20 protein-coding genes are annotated in these 16,475 nt (G+C 39.7%); 4 read left to right on the top strand and 16 right to left on the bottom strand.

All coding sequences use genetic code 11. The features are described 5' to 3' along the window. Positions 1 to 77 precede the first annotated feature (77 nt). The 10 genes from rplK to IEU90_RS09375 all read right to left on the bottom strand — a co-directional run bounded on the left by rplK (position 78) and on the right by IEU90_RS09375 (position 7,877). Positions 78 to 503 carry a 50S ribosomal protein L11 gene (gene rplK, locus IEU90_RS09420; protein ID WP_163705318.1) on the bottom strand — a complete coding sequence of 142 codons (426 nt, stop codon included), beginning with the start codon at positions 501 to 503 and terminating at the stop codon, positions 78 to 80. Positions 504 to 638: 135 nt separating this feature from the next. Continuing rightward, entirely contained in the window at positions 639 to 1,181 is a 543-nt protein-coding gene (nusG, locus tag IEU90_RS09415) for a transcription termination/antitermination protein NusG (protein ID WP_163705319.1), read from the bottom strand. Between the two features lie 119 nt (positions 1,182 to 1,300). After that, positions 1,301 to 1,477 (bottom strand): preprotein translocase subunit SecE, encoded by a 177-nt coding sequence (gene secE / locus IEU90_RS09410; RefSeq protein WP_003666294.1) that lies wholly within the window; start codon positions 1,475 to 1,477, stop codon positions 1,301 to 1,303. An 11-nt stretch (positions 1,478 to 1,488) separates the two neighbouring features. Beyond that, entirely contained in the window at positions 1,489 to 1,638 is a 150-nt protein-coding gene (gene rpmG / locus IEU90_RS09405) for a 50S ribosomal protein L33 (RefSeq protein WP_153710741.1), read from the bottom strand. A 64-nt stretch (positions 1,639 to 1,702) separates the two neighbouring features. Then, the gene (rlmB, locus tag IEU90_RS09400) at positions 1,703 to 2,452 is read right to left on the bottom strand and encodes a 23S rRNA (guanosine(2251)-2'-O)-methyltransferase RlmB (RefSeq protein WP_153710742.1); all 750 of its coding nucleotides are present in this window, start codon (positions 2,450 to 2,452) and stop codon (positions 1,703 to 1,705) included. Beyond that, positions 2,442 to 2,855 carry a Mini-ribonuclease 3 gene (locus tag IEU90_RS09395; RefSeq protein WP_153710743.1) on the bottom strand — a complete coding sequence of 138 codons (414 nt, stop codon included), beginning with the start codon at positions 2,853 to 2,855 and terminating at the stop codon, positions 2,442 to 2,444. The genes rlmB and IEU90_RS09395 overlap by 11 nt, the downstream gene beginning before the upstream one ends. An 11-nt stretch (positions 2,856 to 2,866) precedes the next feature. Continuing rightward, complete coding sequence (gene cysS / locus IEU90_RS09390; RefSeq protein ID WP_188358054.1) at positions 2,867 to 4,279, bottom strand: cysteine--tRNA ligase; 1,413 nt, start codon at positions 4,277 to 4,279, stop codon at positions 2,867 to 2,869. A gap of 476 nt (positions 4,280 to 4,755) precedes the next feature. Beyond that, positions 4,756 to 5,922 carry a PIN/TRAM domain-containing protein gene (locus IEU90_RS09385; protein ID WP_153710777.1) on the bottom strand — a complete coding sequence of 389 codons (1,167 nt, stop codon included), beginning with the start codon at positions 5,920 to 5,922 and terminating at the stop codon, positions 4,756 to 4,758. Between the two features lie 18 nt (positions 5,923 to 5,940). Next, the gene (gene radA, locus IEU90_RS09380) at positions 5,941 to 7,317 is read right to left on the bottom strand and encodes a DNA repair protein RadA (protein ID WP_153710745.1); all 1,377 of its coding nucleotides are present in this window, start codon (positions 7,315 to 7,317) and stop codon (positions 5,941 to 5,943) included. Positions 7,318 to 7,340: 23 nt separating this feature from the next. Then, on the bottom strand, positions 7,341 to 7,877 hold the full coding sequence (locus tag IEU90_RS09375) for a dCTP deaminase/dUTPase family protein (protein ID WP_153710746.1): 537 nt from the start codon (positions 7,875 to 7,877) through the stop codon (positions 7,341 to 7,343). A gap of 140 nt (positions 7,878 to 8,017) precedes the next feature. Between IEU90_RS09375 and IEU90_RS09370 the strand changes: the two genes are divergently transcribed. The 4 genes from IEU90_RS09370 (at position 8,018) to IEU90_RS09355 (ending at position 11,078) form a co-directional block, all read left to right on the top strand. Continuing rightward, positions 8,018 to 8,314 (top strand): GNAT family N-acetyltransferase, encoded by a 297-nt coding sequence (locus IEU90_RS09370; RefSeq protein WP_153710747.1) that lies wholly within the window; start codon positions 8,018 to 8,020, stop codon positions 8,312 to 8,314. 11 nt (positions 8,315 to 8,325) lie between these two features. Next, positions 8,326 to 9,009 (top strand): ribose-5-phosphate isomerase RpiA, encoded by a 684-nt coding sequence (gene rpiA, locus IEU90_RS09365; protein ID WP_153710748.1) that lies wholly within the window; start codon positions 8,326 to 8,328, stop codon positions 9,007 to 9,009. Between the two features lie 44 nt (positions 9,010 to 9,053). Beyond that, positions 9,054 to 10,394, top strand: coding sequence for a C1 family peptidase (locus tag IEU90_RS09360; RefSeq protein ID WP_153710749.1), 1,341 nt, complete (start codon positions 9,054 to 9,056; stop codon positions 10,392 to 10,394). 138 nt (positions 10,395 to 10,532) lie between these two features. Beyond that, positions 10,533 to 11,078 carry a hydrophobic protein gene (locus IEU90_RS09355; protein WP_153710750.1) on the top strand — a complete coding sequence of 182 codons (546 nt, stop codon included), beginning with the start codon at positions 10,533 to 10,535 and terminating at the stop codon, positions 11,076 to 11,078. Positions 11,079 to 11,174: 96 nt separating this feature from the next. Here the strand turns inward: IEU90_RS09355 and IEU90_RS09350 are convergent, their stop codons facing one another. From IEU90_RS09350 to IEU90_RS09325, 6 genes are all read right to left on the bottom strand, one after another. Further along, the gene (locus IEU90_RS09350; protein WP_153710778.1) at positions 11,175 to 11,966 is read right to left on the bottom strand and encodes an amino acid ABC transporter substrate-binding protein; all 792 of its coding nucleotides are present in this window, start codon (positions 11,964 to 11,966) and stop codon (positions 11,175 to 11,177) included. A 15-nt stretch (positions 11,967 to 11,981) separates the two neighbouring features. Further along, complete coding sequence (locus tag IEU90_RS09345; RefSeq protein ID WP_188358053.1) at positions 11,982 to 12,731, bottom strand: amino acid ABC transporter ATP-binding protein; 750 nt, start codon at positions 12,729 to 12,731, stop codon at positions 11,982 to 11,984. Positions 12,732 to 12,736: 5 nt separating this feature from the next. Then, a complete protein-coding gene (locus tag IEU90_RS09340) occupies positions 12,737 to 13,438 on the bottom strand; it encodes an amino acid ABC transporter permease (RefSeq protein WP_188358052.1) in 702 nt (233 codons plus the stop codon). A 26-nt stretch (positions 13,439 to 13,464) separates the two neighbouring features. Then, positions 13,465 to 14,607, bottom strand: a complete 1,143-nt coding sequence (locus tag IEU90_RS09335) for a trans-sulfuration enzyme family protein (protein ID WP_153710753.1) — start codon at positions 14,605 to 14,607, stop codon at positions 13,465 to 13,467. A gap of 257 nt (positions 14,608 to 14,864) precedes the next feature. Further along, positions 14,865 to 15,731, bottom strand: coding sequence for an alpha/beta hydrolase (locus IEU90_RS09330; RefSeq protein WP_188358051.1), 867 nt, complete (start codon positions 15,729 to 15,731; stop codon positions 14,865 to 14,867). Then, positions 15,706 to 16,455, bottom strand: coding sequence for a 2,3-bisphosphoglycerate-dependent phosphoglycerate mutase (locus IEU90_RS09325; RefSeq protein WP_153710755.1), 750 nt, complete (start codon positions 16,453 to 16,455; stop codon positions 15,706 to 15,708). Before IEU90_RS09325 ends, IEU90_RS09330 begins: the two co-directional genes overlap by 26 nt. Positions 16,456 to 16,475: the final 20 nt, after the last annotated feature.

Here is a 16,475-nt window from a genome sequence, read left to right as displayed (position 1 = left end):
CTTGCAAATGTGGTCTAGCGGAGTTATACCTCCCACGTGGGTGCATCATTTTCATGAGGCATCCCGACTGCTAGTAATTAGCCTTCAACAGTGAAGCCCATACTACGAGCAGTACCTTCAATCATGCGCATAGCTGCTTCTACGTCAGCTGCGTTTAGATCTTGCATCTTAGTTTCAGCGATTTCCTTAACTTGGTCCTTCGTTACTGAAGCAACCTTGTTTGTGTTAGGTTCACCGGAACCATGTTCAACACCAGCGGCCTTCTTTAGTAAGACAGCAGCAGGTGGCGTCTTAGTAATGAAGTCGAATGAACGGTCCTCATATACAGTAATTACAACTGGGATCAACATACCCTTTTGGTCTGCAGTCCGTGCGTTGAATTCCTTAGTGAAGCCCATAATGTTAATACCTGCTTGTCCAAGTGCAGGACCTACTGGTGGAGCTGGTGTAGCTGCACCGGCAGGAATTTGCAACTTGACAACGTTAGCTACTTTCTTTGCCACGAGACAAAACCTCCTTAGTCCGTGTTGTGGTCATGATGAGGCAGTAAGTTTTACCTCTCCCACAGTATGTTAATAGCATACTAGAGAAACATACCACATTTTTTTATGCTTTTCAATAATTTTCTTAAAAATCAACTAAAATGTATCGATTTGGTCAAAGCCAAGCTCAGCCGCAGTTTCCCGACCAAACATCTCAACTGTTGCCTTAATCTTTTGCTTTTCATGATCAACTTCGACAACCTTTGCGGTCATATTAGCAAAAGAACCGGCAATAACTTTAACCGTATCGCCTTCCTTAACGTCAATATCACTAACAGTTGTTTCAGTTCCCATCCGTTGCATAATCCGGTCAACTTCTTCAGGAAGCAATGGAGTCGGCTTTGATCCACCACCGTGAGATCCTAAGAAACCAGTTACCCCAGGTGTATTACGAGCAATATACCAAGCTTGGTCAGTCATTACCATTTCAACTAAAACATAGCCAGGAAACGTCTTTTCAACTGTTTCTTTTGCTTGACCGTCCTTAACTTGACGAACCTCTTCTTCAGGAACAACTACTCGAAAAATGTAATCCTGCATTCCCATTGATTGAGCACGTGATTCCAAGTTACTCTTCACCCGGTTTTCGTAACCAGAGTAGGTATGAAGCACATACCAACGTTTTTCATGTGATTCCACGATGAATCCTCCTATCATAATGTAAAATCAATTATTTCAGTAAAATAAAAAACTCCGTAATAGCTACGAAGTTCCTTATGACTTAGTATAACAAACTAATTTCTATTTGACTACTAATGTTAAACAAAGAGTTTCATCATTAACTGAATTAACCAATCAAACAGAGCAAAGAATAGTACGAAGAACAGTGTCAATGATACAACAATGGTCGTGTCGCGACGATTTTCTTTTGCTGTTGGCCATACAACTAGCTTCATTTCGTGGTTAACACTCTTAATAAATCGAATTAAGTGCATATTTTCCTCCACTATTTGCTTTCGCGATGAATAGTGTACTCACCGCAATGTTTACAAAATTTGCGTAATTCTAATCGTTCTTGTCGTTGAGGGTTAGCGGTAATCGTATAATTACGCGCACCGCACTTTGTACATTCCAATGCAACTTTTTTCTGGGACATACTACCACCTCCGCACAATACCTAGATTAGCACGAACCGCCATTTAAAAGCAATAAAATACAAACTATTTTAATGGATGACGTGAATTAAAGCCTTGGTAAATCAATAAACTTGCGGCAACACTTGCATTTAGACTTTGAACGTGACCAATCATTGGAATGGTTAACATCTCATCACAAGTTTTCTTTAATAAGGAAGAAATCCCCTTCCCTTCATTCCCAATTACCAAGGCAACCGCACCATGCGCATCCCAAGTACGGTAGTCTTTTCCTTTCATGTCTGTTCCAAATAGCCAAACACCGCGTTCTTGCAGTTCCTTAGCTGTTTGCACCAAGTTAGTTACCCGTGCAACCGGAACATGTTCAATTGCCCCAGTTGAAGTTTTAGCAACAACTGAGGTTAATCCAACTGCCCGACGCCGCGGAATAATAATTCCATGAACACCAGCCGCATCAGCTGTCCGCATTATTGAGCCAAGATTATGCGGATCCTCCAGCTCATCGAGAATTAAGAAAAACGGATCTTCGCTACGGCTTGCTGCATTGTCAAACAGGTCGTCAATTGTTGCATATTGATAGGCAGCTACCGCTAGTACGACCCCCTGATGATTTTGATGGTCAGTCATCAAATCCAGCTTGTTTTTGGGAACGTTTGATACTACTAACCGCCGTTCTTTAGCTAATTTAATAATTTGTGAGATAGCATCAGCTTTTAAGCCTGATTGAATAAAAACTTTATTAATTTCTTGGTCAGATTTTAATGCCATTACAGCCGGGTGCCGGCCGATGATAAAATCTGTATTTTCATTTTTCATGTGCTGTTCGTCCTGCCTCTACTTGTTCAATACACCATTGCGCCAATTCGGCTAACCGTTCTTGTTTTCCTGCTAATTGAAGGTAACCCATTACTGCCTCAAAGCCTGTAGAAATACGATAAGTCATCACAGACGTATTTTTAGCGTGCGTATGACTGTTGGCATTACGGCCGCGCTTGAAATACGCCCATTCATCATCTGTCAGCAAGTCCTCTTCTTTCATCAAATCAATAAGGGCTGCCTGCGCCTTAGCTGAAACATAATGAGTAGCAATATGCTGCAGCTTAGTCGGTTTACTAATTCCTTTAGTTAGCAAGTGCTGGCGGATGTAAACCTCATAAGCAGCATCTCCTAAATAAGCAAGAGCAATTCCATTCAATTGCCGATAATCTGCTTGTACCATAAAATTCCTTTCTATTCCTTTTTGTAACGTGTGCCTTGCGGAGTATCCTCAAGAATAATTCCTTGTTTTTTAAGATCATCACGAATTTGATCACTACGCGCAAAGTCTTTGCTTTTTCGTGCTAGATTCCGTTCCTCAATAAGCTGTTTTATCTTTTCATCATCAATCTTATTGTCGCTTGCTACCAATTTAACGCCAAAAATGCTCATTAATTCAGCGAGTTCATCTTTAATTGCCTTAATTGCAGTTAAACTAACCTGTTTTTGCTGGGCGTAAACATTCGCGTACTTGACTAATTCATAAACTGTGGCGATCCCGTTTTGCACATTAATATCATCATCCATGGCCGTAATAAACTGCGTCCTGAATGTCTTAAGCTGGTCTTCAACGTTTTGATCTTCATCATTACCTGCATCCTGCTCACGATAAGTTAAATTATCAAAAGCTGTTTGAATATGATCAAGATTATTTTGGGCATCAGTTAAATTTGCCTGACTATATTGGATAGGACGACGATACTGCGTTGTTGCCATGAAGAAACGCAATACCTGTGGATCAACTTCCTTAATGATATCGTGAACGGTAATAAAGTTATGAAGAGACTTACTCATCTTTTCATTGTCTTTACCAATCGTTACAAAGCCATTATGCATCCAATAACGAACGAACTTTTGACCATTTTCCGCCTCGCTTTGCGCTATTTCATTTTCATGATGGGGGAACTCAAGATCTTGTCCGCCGGCGTGAATATCGATTGTCTTGCCGAGATACTTTGTTGACATTACAGAACATTCAATATGCCAACCCGGTCGTCCCTTTCCCCATGGTGAGTCCCAATTAATCTCCCCTGGCTTAGCGGCCTTCCATAATGCAAAATCTAATGGATCTTCCTTTTTATTCACCTCATCTGCACTAACATGTTCACTTGCTCCTACTTCAAGGTCATCAAGCGATTGTCCAGAGAGCTGACCATAATCCTTAAATTTACGAGCACGATAATAAACATCCCCATCCTTAGCATAAGCATATCCCTTATCTACTAAGCCACGGATAAACTTAATAATCTCGTTTATATTTTCTGTTGCCCGCGGATGAAGGGTAGCGGGTTCGATATTAATTGCTTCAGTATCTTCCATAAAAGCGTTTATATATTTTTCCGCTAACTGGGGAACCGTAATCCCTTGTGCTGCCGCTGCTTTGATCATCTTATCATCAACGTCAGTAAAGTTTGAAACATAATTTACCTTGTAGCCCTTAAACTCAAGGTAACGACGAACGGTATCAAATGCAATCGCACTGCGCGCATTTCCAATGTGAATATAATTATAAACTGTCGGGCCACAGACATACATGTTAACAACGCCTGGATGCAGTGGCTTGAATTCTTCTTTTTTTCTTGTTAACGTATTATAAATTGTTAGCATGTCTATCCGCTCCTTAAAATCAGTAATTATTTAAAATTAAATTGTACAGTTAATCTTACCACATTCCGTATTAGAATAGCATTTCGGATAGTATTTATTTGTTTCCAAGAATTATTTTAACTTTTGGTCATACTTTCTTCACATTCTATTGGTAGTATATATATCGTAGTAAAGATAAACTTTACTACATCAATGAAACCTATTATTTTTCAATTACTCCTCCCAATAGTAACCGAAAAAAATATTTTCTTTTTTTACGAAATCTCCCCCAAGATTATCGTAATACTCCCTAAGAAGCAGCTTTTCCCGGCTGCTTCTTTTTTGTTTAAAATAGCCAAGAGTGAGAAATAATCCCCTTAACAAAAAATATCTGTAAATACTAAAAGGCTGGGAATCAACCCAGCCTCATTTCATTTTAAAGCTAATCAATGAAGAAAAGGCGGCAAACTAGACCAGCTAGTCCTACCCTCTCTCAACTATTTATTCTTATCTTTATTGTCTTTTTTACTATGGTTATCTCGATGTTCCGTGTCCGTATGTTCATCAATTCCTCGTTGGGAGTGTAGCGGCCGCGCAAAAATCATTCGACCAGCATCAGTTTGAAGGGCACTCGTCACCTCAACTTCAATTTGTTTATCCATGAAGTAGCGACCATCTTCAACAACCACCATTGTTCCATCATCAAGATAAGCGACTCCTTGTTGTCGTTCCGTCCCTTTCTTAACAACAACTACCGTCATCGTCTCTCCCGGAATTACCCGTGGTCGTAGTGATTTTGCCAAGTTATTAATATTTAATACTTGCACATTTTGAAATTGAATTACTTTATTAAGATTATAATCATTCGTTACTATGACCCCGTCGACCTTTTTTGCCAGGGCAATTAATTTACTATCAACTTCAGGGATATCTTCAAAGTCGCCATCGTACATCTCAATCGGGACAATATTCTCATTTCGCAGCTTATTCAAAATATCAAGACCGCGACGTCCACGAACCCGTTTAATGCTTTCACCCGAATCCGCTATGTATTGTAGCTCATACAATACAAAGTTAGGAACAAGCAATGTCCCTTCTAAAAAACCAGTTTTAACTAAATCATAAATACGCCCATCAATTAGGATATTTGTATCTAAAATCTTATAGTGGTGATAATTGGCATCTTGCCGTTTGATTACGCTATTACCATCATTCTTACTATTTTTAGTATGGGTAAATGCCTTTCGCCAATCATCTAAACGAGTCGTGCCGATCCGAAAACCAAAGTAACTAAAAGTAATCATCAAAAGGATCGGTAAAATATTATTAATTACCGGAATCCTCGTTCGCCACAATGGAATCGAAATAAGAACGGCTAATATTAAACCAACAATCGTCAATAAGGTCCCGAAGAAAAGGTAAACCGGACTACGCTTTGTCAGCTCCTTTTCAATTCGTTGAATCATTTTTTCCGTGACACTGACTAGGGGGACTGATAAAAGCCAAAAAATAAGTGCACCAATAATAATATCGATAAATACCAATAATGCCGGATTAAGGTTAATATTCAAAATCCCCCATAATAATGGTAAATAATAAAATCCCACTGCCGCGCCAACTAGAATATAAATGAGAGTAATTATTCTACGCCGCATTTGTTCCATCCTTTCATTCAATTATTTTTAACCTAACGCTAAATACAAGGCTTCTTTAAGGGTTGAAACACCGATCACTTGAATATCAGTCATTGGTTTCCAGCCCTTTAAATTGTTTTTGGGAATGAAGATTCGCTTAAAGCCAAGCTTCTCTGCTTCGGCAACCCGCTGTTCAATACGGTTTACCCGTCTAATCTCACCAGTTAAGCCGACCTCGCCAACAAAAGCATCAGTTGGTTGAGTACCTTTATCTCGGTAGCTTGAAGCAATACTTACAGCAAGCGCTAAATCAATCGCTGGCTCATCTAGCTTAACGCCACCAGCTGCTTTTAAATATGCATCCTGATTTTGAAGCATTAGGTTAGCCCGTTTCTCTAATACCGCCATTATTAATGATACTCGATTTCGACTTAGACCGGTAGCGGTTCGCTGTGCATTTCCATAAACAGTCGGTGTCACCAATGCTTGAATTTCAACCAAAATTGGCCGGGTTCCTTCTAATGAAACAACCACAGCCGAACCGGTGGCATCGTGTAATCGCTCTTCCAAAAAGATTTCCGATGGATTTTTTACTTCTGTCAATCCATTCGTATGCATCTCAAAAATTCCCAGTTCATTAGTTGAACCAAAACGGTTTTTTACTGACCGCAAAATACGATAAGTGTGATGGAGATCCCCTTCAAAGTACAATACCGTATCAACCATGTGCTCTAAAATCTTAGGTCCTGCTAACGCGCCACCCTTTGTCACATGACCAACAACAAAAATCGTAATATTATTACTCTTTGCAATCTGCATTAACTGGGCAGTCACTTCCCGAATCTGTGAAACACTACCAATCGCTGAACTGACATCGGTTGCTTGCATCGTTTGCACAGAATCAATTACAACATATTCCGGCTTTAGTTCCCGAATTGTATCACGAATACTATCCATATTAGTCTCAGGATATACATAAAAATCATCCCCGGCTACTTTCAAGCGTTCAGCGCGCATTTTAATCTGCGACCCGCTTTCCTCACCAGAGACATAAAGGACCCGATGATGCTCATCGCTTAATTGACCTGAAACTTGTAAAAGGAGCGTCGACTTTCCAATTCCAGGGTCACCACCGATCAAAATTAATGATCCAGGGACAATTCCGCCCCCTAAAACGCGATTTAATTCATTTAGTTTGGTTTTAACCCGGGGAGTCTCCTTACTATCGATTTCATTAATCTTTTGCGGCTTAGCAACTAGTCCGGTTAATGTTGTCGTTGCTTTTTTCACTGTTGATGAAGTATTGTTTTCAACCTGTTCCTCCACCAAAGTATTCCACTCACCACAGTTTGGACACCGCCCTAAGTATCGTGGCGAGTTATAACCACAATTTTGACAAACATATTGTGTACGTACTTTTGCCATCGCTTCAATCCCTCTCTAAGTTATTATTCTTTTGTTGAACCAAAGCCTCCAGTTCGTTTAGCTGTTGGCTGTTCTTCGCCGTCTGCAATTAAATAAGGCATAAAAATCCCTTGACCGATTCGTTCACCCTTTTTTATATGATAATCCCGTAATCCATAGTTAATGAGTTGAAAGAAAATTTCTCCTTCATTACTGTCGTTATCATAATAATCCGCGTCCACGATCCCAATCCCATTTGGTAAAATTAAGCGCCGTTTAAATGGACCGCTTGACCGATTAGCCAATAAGAGAAATTCATCAGGCTGCATATATGCCTTAATTCCTGTTGGTACTAAGTAAGGCTTCAAACAGGAATCAGCAGATTTAAACTCTTCATCAGTTAGCTTTTTTTGTTGATGAACTTGCCAGAGAGCCTTTAAGAAATTACCCTTCCAGATTGATGGGAGGACAAAATCTTCTGATGCTTCAAAGTCATATCCTGCTGCCCGGGTTGTTTGACGCTGGGGCAAATGTATTTCTTGGTCCTTTTTACTCGAAACAATTTTAAATCCACGTTTCATTACGTTCACCTCATAGTGTTTTATTCTTAATAATTCCAGTATACTATTATATGCTAGATAATAAGTTAATGGTATTGCTTTGATAACTTGACTTTTAAAAGCAGTTTATCGAAAATTATCTATGAAAGGATGTGCTTATAATGCAATATCGAGTTGATGGCCAGCGTATCGTTGCGTTTGATGACCAAGAACCCTTAATTGGCGAGATTAGTTTTCCTAAAATTCCCGACACGGATAAGCGGGTTGTTGTCGAGCGTGTTTTTGTCCAGCCGGCTTACCGTGGTCAAGGAATTGCAGCCGAATTAGTTCGCCAGTTCGTCGACTACGCAAATAAAGAGCACTACACTGTTAAATTAATGTGTCCATATGCGGTAGCGCAATTTAAACTACATCCAGAATACCAGCAGCTTTTACCCGTCGCTGATCGCTTTAATTAGGAGGAATATCAATGGATCAAAATGCATTAAAAGAACAAACCGGTAAAGAATCAGTTAAATACATTAAATCCGGTATGATTGTCGGACTTGGTACCGGCTCAACTGTTAAGTACATGGTTGATGAACTTGGTAAGCAAGTACAAGAAGGCAAGATTAAAGACATTATCGGTGTAACAACCTCAAGCCGAACCGCAAAGCAAGCCACTGACCTTGGAATTACAATTAAGGATATTGATGATGTTGATCACATTGACTTAACCATTGATGGTGCTGATGAGATCAGTGATGACTTCCAAGGGATTAAAGGGGGCGGTGGTGCCCTCCTCTGGGAAAAGATTGTTGCTAATGCTTCTAACAAAGTAATGTGGATTGTTGATGAAAGCAAACTTGTCCACAAACTAGGTGCCTTTCCGCTTCCAGTTGAAGTAATCCCATTTGGTGCCCAGCACGTCTTTAACCGCCTAGAAAAGAAGGGCTACAAACCAACTTGGCGGATGGACGGCGACCAAAAGTACCGAACCGATGAAAATAACTACATCATTGACCTCCACCTTGGTGAAATTGATGATCCAAAGTCCTTAGCTGATGAATTGATTCACATGGTAGGTATTGTTGAGACCGGTCTATTCTTAAACCGGGTTAATGATGTCATCGTTGGTACACAAAACGGTCCTAAAGTACTACATGCTCGTTAATTTCTAATCGACTTACCAACTTAAACACAAAGGAGATTTTCTAAATGAACTTTTCCATTAATAAAGAAGATATTGCTAATTTCCACAAAGACTACCGTAACCACCCTAACAGCAGTGTTTTAGAAAACACAGTCACTAAAAACGGGGTCCGCAACGCTAGTTTTAACTGGCATTCAATTGCGGACAATGCTCCCCACTTCTCAATTGATTTGAAGACGGGTGACGTTTCTGATCAAAAACAATCAGGCCGCTGCTGGATGTTTGCCGCTCTTAATACAATGCGTCATGATATGCAGCAAAAGTTCAATTTGCCGGATAACTTTGAACTTTCTCAAGCCTACCAGTTTTTCTGGGATAAGTTTGAAAAATCTAATTACTTCTACCAAAACGTTATTAAGACTGCCAAAAAAGCAACCGACAGCCGGAAAGTTGCTTGGTTGATGAATGAACCCCAAAATGACGGCGGACAATGGGATATGCTTTGCGCCCTTATCAGTAAGTATGGGGTAATGCCAAAGTCAGCTATGCCAGAATCATTTAATTCCTCAAACTCCCGCGGTATTGATGAAGTTTTGAATAATAAGCTCCGGCACGATGCTGTTGTCTTACGAAAAATGATCAATGAAGACCACGCTAATGAAGAAGCAATTGATAAACAACGCCGAAAGATGCTAAATGAAAATTATCGCATTTTAGCATACACATTTGGTGAACCAGTTAGTCATTTTGACTTTGAATATCGGACAAAAAAAGATAACAAGTTCCATCGTGATGCAAACCTAACACCTCAAAAATTCTTTGAAAAGTATGTTGGCTGGAACCTTGATGATTATATTTCAATTATTCAGGCTCCCACTGCCGACAAAAAATACCATCAAACATACACAATTGATATGTTGGGTAATGTTGTTGGCGGACGAGAAATTAAACACTTAAACCTCCCAATGGATGAATTCAAGCAATTAGCAATTGAGCAGTTGAAGAATGGTGAGAGTGTTTGGTTCGGCTCTGATGTTATCAAATACTCTGAAACCAAGCTTGGTATCATGGCGCTAAATACTTATGACTATGATAAGCTTTTTGATGTTGACCTTGAAATGACAAAGGCAGAGGCGCTTGACTATGGTGAAAGCATGATGGATCACGCAATGGTTATCACTGGTGTTGACCTTGTAGACGGCAAGCCAACCAAATGGAAGGTCGAAAATTCCTGGGGTAACAAAGTCGGTCATAAAGGCTACTTTGTAATGAGCGATGCATGGATGGACAAATACTGCTACCAAATCGTTATTAATAAAAAATACCTTAGCGATGATCTAAAGCGGGACTACGCTAAGAGTCCGGTGGTTCTAAAGCCATGGGATCCAATGGGAACATTAGCATAATCTAACATTTGACAAACAGATGCAGAAGCTGGGGAAATCTTTATTTTCTCCAGTTTCTTTTTATCTCAATATTATTTACCCCTTTTGCAAAATCAAAAGTACTCCTATCAGCCAACAAATAGAAAGGAAGTTTTGGTAATGGGGATTGCCATTCTTTTACTTTTGTTACTTTATAAATTTATTCACGGAACATTTGAGTACGAAAAAGTTACCCGGTTTGAAATGGTTCTTATTCCAGCTTACTCATTGCTAATGATGATTATCACTTTAAAAGAAGATAGCTCACTTGGCAAAATCATGGCATCAATAATGTTATTAATCCTTGGTGTCCTAATCGGTCTCTTTCAGCTTAGCGGAATTCGGATTAAAACAACAGGGCAGGTTGACAAATATCAACGGCCAATCGTGCTTGTTAAACGAAACTGGTCTTACCTAATCGGTTGGATAATTGTCTTTATCCTCATTATTCTTTTTAGCGCGCACTATCACCCCGCCCTTAACCATCATGATATTATTGATGAACTATTTACCGAAATAATCCGTGATTTATTCGCAATTGCTTACCTTAACATTAAAAATGAATGGTTTGTGTGGGTATTAAACGTAGCAACAAGTTTTACATATGATATTTTCTTAGCAATCCATCACCCACTCATTCGTCAGGCAATTCGCCGCCATCATTAACAATGGAACAAAGCGTCCAAACATTCAAAATTACTGAATGCTTGGACGCTTTTAAAAATTTTGCCTAACTCTAACGAATGAACTGCAAAAGTATTTTTATTCTGTAATATCCGCACCAAAGTATTTTTCGGATAACTTCTTAACAGTCCCATCCTGTTGAAGTTCTTTAAGTGCTTTATTGTATGAAGACTGGATAGCAGTATCTTTCTTATTGAATAATGCTGAAATTTTGGCTGGTTTTTGTTCACTAGAAACATCAATCATCTTAAGGCCCTTAGTACTATTCTTCTTGCTGTAAGCGTACCATGCTTCGCGGGAGTTAATTTCTGCATCTGCCCGGCCTTGCTTTATCATCCCCACGGCGCTGGCAAAATCACCATTAGGGACAAGTTTTGCACCAAACTTCTTAGCAATATCGGCATTATTTGTACCGGTTCCTGCAACGACCTTCTTGCCCTTAATGTCTTTCAAACTCTTAATCTTACTATCGGCTGGAACGATCAAGGCAAAACGAGACTTAATATACGGAGTTGAGAAATTGTATTGTTTAGCACGTTCTGGGGTTTGGGTAATGTTGTTCATGACCACATCATATTTTCCAGATCCTAACCCCGCAACTAACGAATCCCATTTAGTTGGAACGAACTTTGCTTTTAACCCCATTTTTTTGGCGACTGCCTTCCCAAGGTCAACCTCAAAACCAGTCAGCTTGTTATTTTTACGATATGAATATGGTGAATATGTTCCCTCAAGACCGATTGTCAATTCACCCTTATTCTTTAACTCTGAATTTACTGCCGAAGATGCCGCATGAATACTGCTAATTCCAGCTGATGTTCCTAGTGTTAATGCTGCAACTGTTAATAGTGCTTTCTTCCAAAATTTCATCATTCTAAACTTCCTTTATTTTAAATTTTCCATTGTCATCGAAGCGATAAAGTTTTTAATCCGTTCATTAGGATTATCTGGAGCGAAAAACTCTTCTGGAGTACCGTCATATAATATTTCGCCGTTTTCTACAAAAATAATCTTATCAGCAACATGCTTAGCAAAAACCATGTTATGCGTCACAATTACCATTGACTGCTTTTCTGCTGCTAACTGCAAGAGAACATGCAAAACGCTGAGTTCCAATTCTGGATCCAGGGCAGATGTTGGCTCATCAAGCAAGATATACTTTGGCGACATTGCCAAGGCGCGTGCAATTGCCACTCGCTGTGCCTGACCACCGGATAATTCATTGGGATAGGCATCACCATAATCTGCTAAGCCCATTTTAGTAAGCAGATTGTGTGCATTCGCAATTGCCTCTTTTTTTGGTTGTTTCAAAACTTGCGTCGGGCCTTCAATAATATTGCCAAGAACCGTCTTATTCGGAAAGAGATTATAGTCTTGAAAGACCATTCCCGTTTCTTGCCGAATTGCTAACTTATCTTTATTACTTATCTTCTGACTAAAATCAAGATGGTGTTCATCAAAATCATATTGCCCGCTTTCCGGCATTACTAACAAGTTCAAGGAACGGAGAATAGTTGACTTTCCGGATCCAGATGGTCCAACCATTACCGTTGTCTTACCAGCTGGAAATTCTAATGTGGTATTTTTCAAGACATTTTTATTACCAAAACTTTTATTAATATTTGTTAATTTCATTTTTCTCACCTATTATTTGCATTTACTTGCCGGTCAACAATTCTTTCCAGGTAGCCTTGAAGGTAAGATAGGACCGTTGTAAAAACAGCATAAACCATCGCTACTAAGGTATACATAAGCAACGGCTGATAATTTCCCGCCGCAATTTGCTGGCTGACCGCAAACATTTCCATAATTGTGATTGAAGCAGCCAGCGACGTATCCTTTACCAAGCTAATGAAACTATTCGATAATGGCGGTAAGGCTACTCTTAAGGCTTGAGGAAGAATAATTCGCCATAGAATTTGTAACCGGGTCATTCCGATTGCTGCTCCTGCTTCCCACTGTCCTCTTGGTACTGAACTGATTGCCGCGCGAATTGTCTCTGAAGCATAGGCCCCGGTATTAAGAGAAAATGTAATAATGCCGGCTGTAAATGGCTCTAGTTTAATCCCATGCGGCAAGATGCCCTTTATCCTCAAATAAGGAAGCCCGAAAAAGACAATGAACAGTTGAACTAACAGTGGCGTGGACCGAAAAAGCCATACATAAAAGCTCGCAATCCACTTAAGAATCATGAATGGCCCCCGCTGTCGTGAAAGACGAGTCAATGCTGTTACTAGTGCAATGATTATGCCAAAGAAAAATGAAATTATCGCCAACGGAATCGTATATTTAAATCCCGCCGCTAATAGTTGTGGTAAGGATGTCTTGATAATTTCCCACATAAGTCGCTATTCCCCTTCTTCTATAATTAATCTAATTTTTCAAGTGCTTGCTGCAAGTCAGCAATAATGTCTTCTGAATCTTCAATCCCAACTGAAAGGCGAATCAGTTCATCTTTAATTCCATTTTGTAATCTTATTTCCCGGGGAATAGATCCATGGGTCATTACTGCTGGCACTTCAATCAGACTTTCAATCCCGCCTAAACTTTCTGCAAGGTCAATTAATTGCAAGCTTTCAACAAATTTTTTGGCATCTAAACCGTCCTTTAGTTCAAATGAGATCATTGCGCCAAAGTTCCGCATCTGCTTAGCTGCAACATCATGACCTGGGAAATTTTTCAATCCTGGGTAATAAATCTTACCGATATGCTCATCCTTTTGTAGAAAATCGATAACCGCCGTCGCATTTTCTTGATGAACCCGCATCCGTGCGCCAAGGGTTTTCATTCCCCGTTGTAACAGCCAGCTATCATCAGGGCCGAGCGTACTCCCAATCGAATTTTGCAGGAATGCTAATTGTTCCGCAATCTCATTATCATTAGTAACTGCTAAGCCGGCAACAACATCGCTATGGCCGCCCAAATACTTAGTAGCAGAGTGAACAATAATATCTGCCCCTAAAGTTAACGGCTGTTGATTATAAGGTGTCGCAAACGTATTATCAACAATTGTCTTTACGCCATGCTTCTTTGCGATAGCAGCAATTTCTTTAATATCAGCAATTTGTAAGAGGGGGTTGGTTGGTGTTTCAAAGTAAATGGCAACGGTATTGTCCTGAATTGCATTTTCCACCGCTTTAAGATCTTGCATGTCAACAACTGTAAATTCAAGACCAAACCGCTTTAATACCTTATTGATTAATCGGAAGGTCCCCCCGTAAACATCACTTCCAACTACAAAGTGGTCGCCTTGCGAAAATAAAGAAAAAGTAGCGTGAATAGCAGCTGAGCCAGATGCAAATGCAAAACCAGCTGTACCATGTTCCAATTCAGCGATTAGCTTTTCAAGGGATGCCCGCGTTGGATTACCAGTACGAGAATATTCCCATTTAGGTTCGCCGCCTAATACATGTTGATGAAATGTCGATGAGCGATAAATTGGGGTTGAAACAGCACCCGTTGTTGGATCTTCACTATTACCACCATGAATTAACTGTGTATTGAATTTCATAATATCTATCTCCTTTTGAATACAAAAAAAGGCGCAAACTCAAGAAATACTTACTTGAATTTGCGCCTTATGCATTTTATTCCCGATTATGTTAGCAGTTACTCAACTAAAAGTAAGCACGCCAAACAGTGGGTCGCATAAGACGCGATCCACAACAACAAACAGTAGCGTTAACGTATTGATTGTTAAACATGACGTGTTCCTCCTAACTTAGTATATCAAAATCATAACTTATAAAAAATAAGTTGTCAATAGAATTATTTAAATTGATCATCAAGAAATTTTTGAACGGTATTATAAATGGTTGGACTCCAGAAGTCTCGTTCATGATTAGCACCCTTAACCCGATAAGCCTCAACCGAATTTCCATTATCCTGCAAACGCATATACATTTCTTCCATTTGTTCATAGGGGACAACCTTGTCTGCATCTCCATGGAACAAGAGGAATGGCGGATAATTTTGACCATCCTTTACCTGGTAAAGCGGGCTCATTTGTTTCTCAATTTCTGACCATTTTGATACATCTGAACCCAATAGGCAATACTGTAATAATTTATTTCCAGGAACATTTGAATCATATTCAAACGTCTTTTCAACATCCATCGGTGCAAAACAGCTAACGACTGCATCGACTGCATCAGACTGGTCTTGGTAAAGGTCAACCTTGTAGCGAGGATCATCACCAGTTAAGCCAACTAACATTGCTGCATTAGCACCAGATGATGTTCCCCAGATTGCAACTTTTTGCGGATCAATAGCATATTTCTTTGCATTTGTCCGTAAGAACCGAATCGCGGTCTTAACATCTTGTAAGAATGCGGGGAATGGATGTCCTTCAATTGAACTGCGGTGCTGAACAGTTGCTACAATATATCCTGCTTTAACGAACTGGACTAGCTGAGGAATTTCTTCTCCCAACGTTGGTGTTCGCCAAGAGCTTCCCTGAACAAATACAATTAATGGGCGTGGTTCCGTCTGATATTGCTTGGGAAAACGTTGCGTCCATGGGGTCAAAATTGACAAATGCAATGCTTCACCATCCATCGCACCGTAAACCACATTTTCGATCAAACGTACTTGTCCGCTTAAAGTTGGATTATTTGCTAATTCGTGTATTGTCATTAATCTCACCATCCATTGTTATAAAAGTCTTTTTAACGACATTAAGGCGGTCATCAAAACGATATAAAATCGGCTTACCATTCGGAACTTCCACTTTGTCAATATCATCATCAGAAATACCATCTAAATATTTAATCAATGCCCGCAAGGAACTTCCGTGAGCAACGATCAATTGATTATGACCATCAATTAATCGCGGTGCAATACAGTCTTCCCAGTATGGTAAAAGCCGTTGTAAGGTCATTTCCAGGCTCTCACTAAGCGGAATCTTTACTCCTAAACGGTCATACCGTCGATCATGCTGCCGTTCTTTTAATCGTGGCGGCAAATCTTTAAATCCGCGGCGCCATTTATGAAGCTGTTCGGCACCAATTTCTTTTTTCACTTCAGCCTTGTTTCGTCCACTTAGAGCGCCGTAATGTCGTTCATTCAATCGCCAGGTTTTATGGATTGGAATGTACAATTGATTAATTTCTTCTAAGATAATATTAGTTGTCATAATCGCCCGTTGCATATATGAAGTATGGGCATCACTAAATTGAATATTTAATTTTTGTAATTCCTTACCTACTAATTCACCTTGTTCAATTCCTTTAGGGGTCAACGGAACATCAGTCCAGCCGGTAAAAATATTATCACGGTTGGCTTGACTTTGCCCATGACGCACAATTACTAATTCTGCCATTTTTTCACTCCCCTTTGCCACTATCTTATAATAGCGCATTTTAATGGTGCTTAACAATT

The organism is Limosilactobacillus caviae, assembly GCF_014635905.1.
GTDB lineage: Bacteria > Bacillota > Bacilli > Lactobacillales > Lactobacillaceae > Limosilactobacillus > Limosilactobacillus caviae.
The sequence above is the reverse complement of the archived record's forward strand: the minus strand, read 5'-3'. Positions and strand labels throughout refer to the sequence as shown.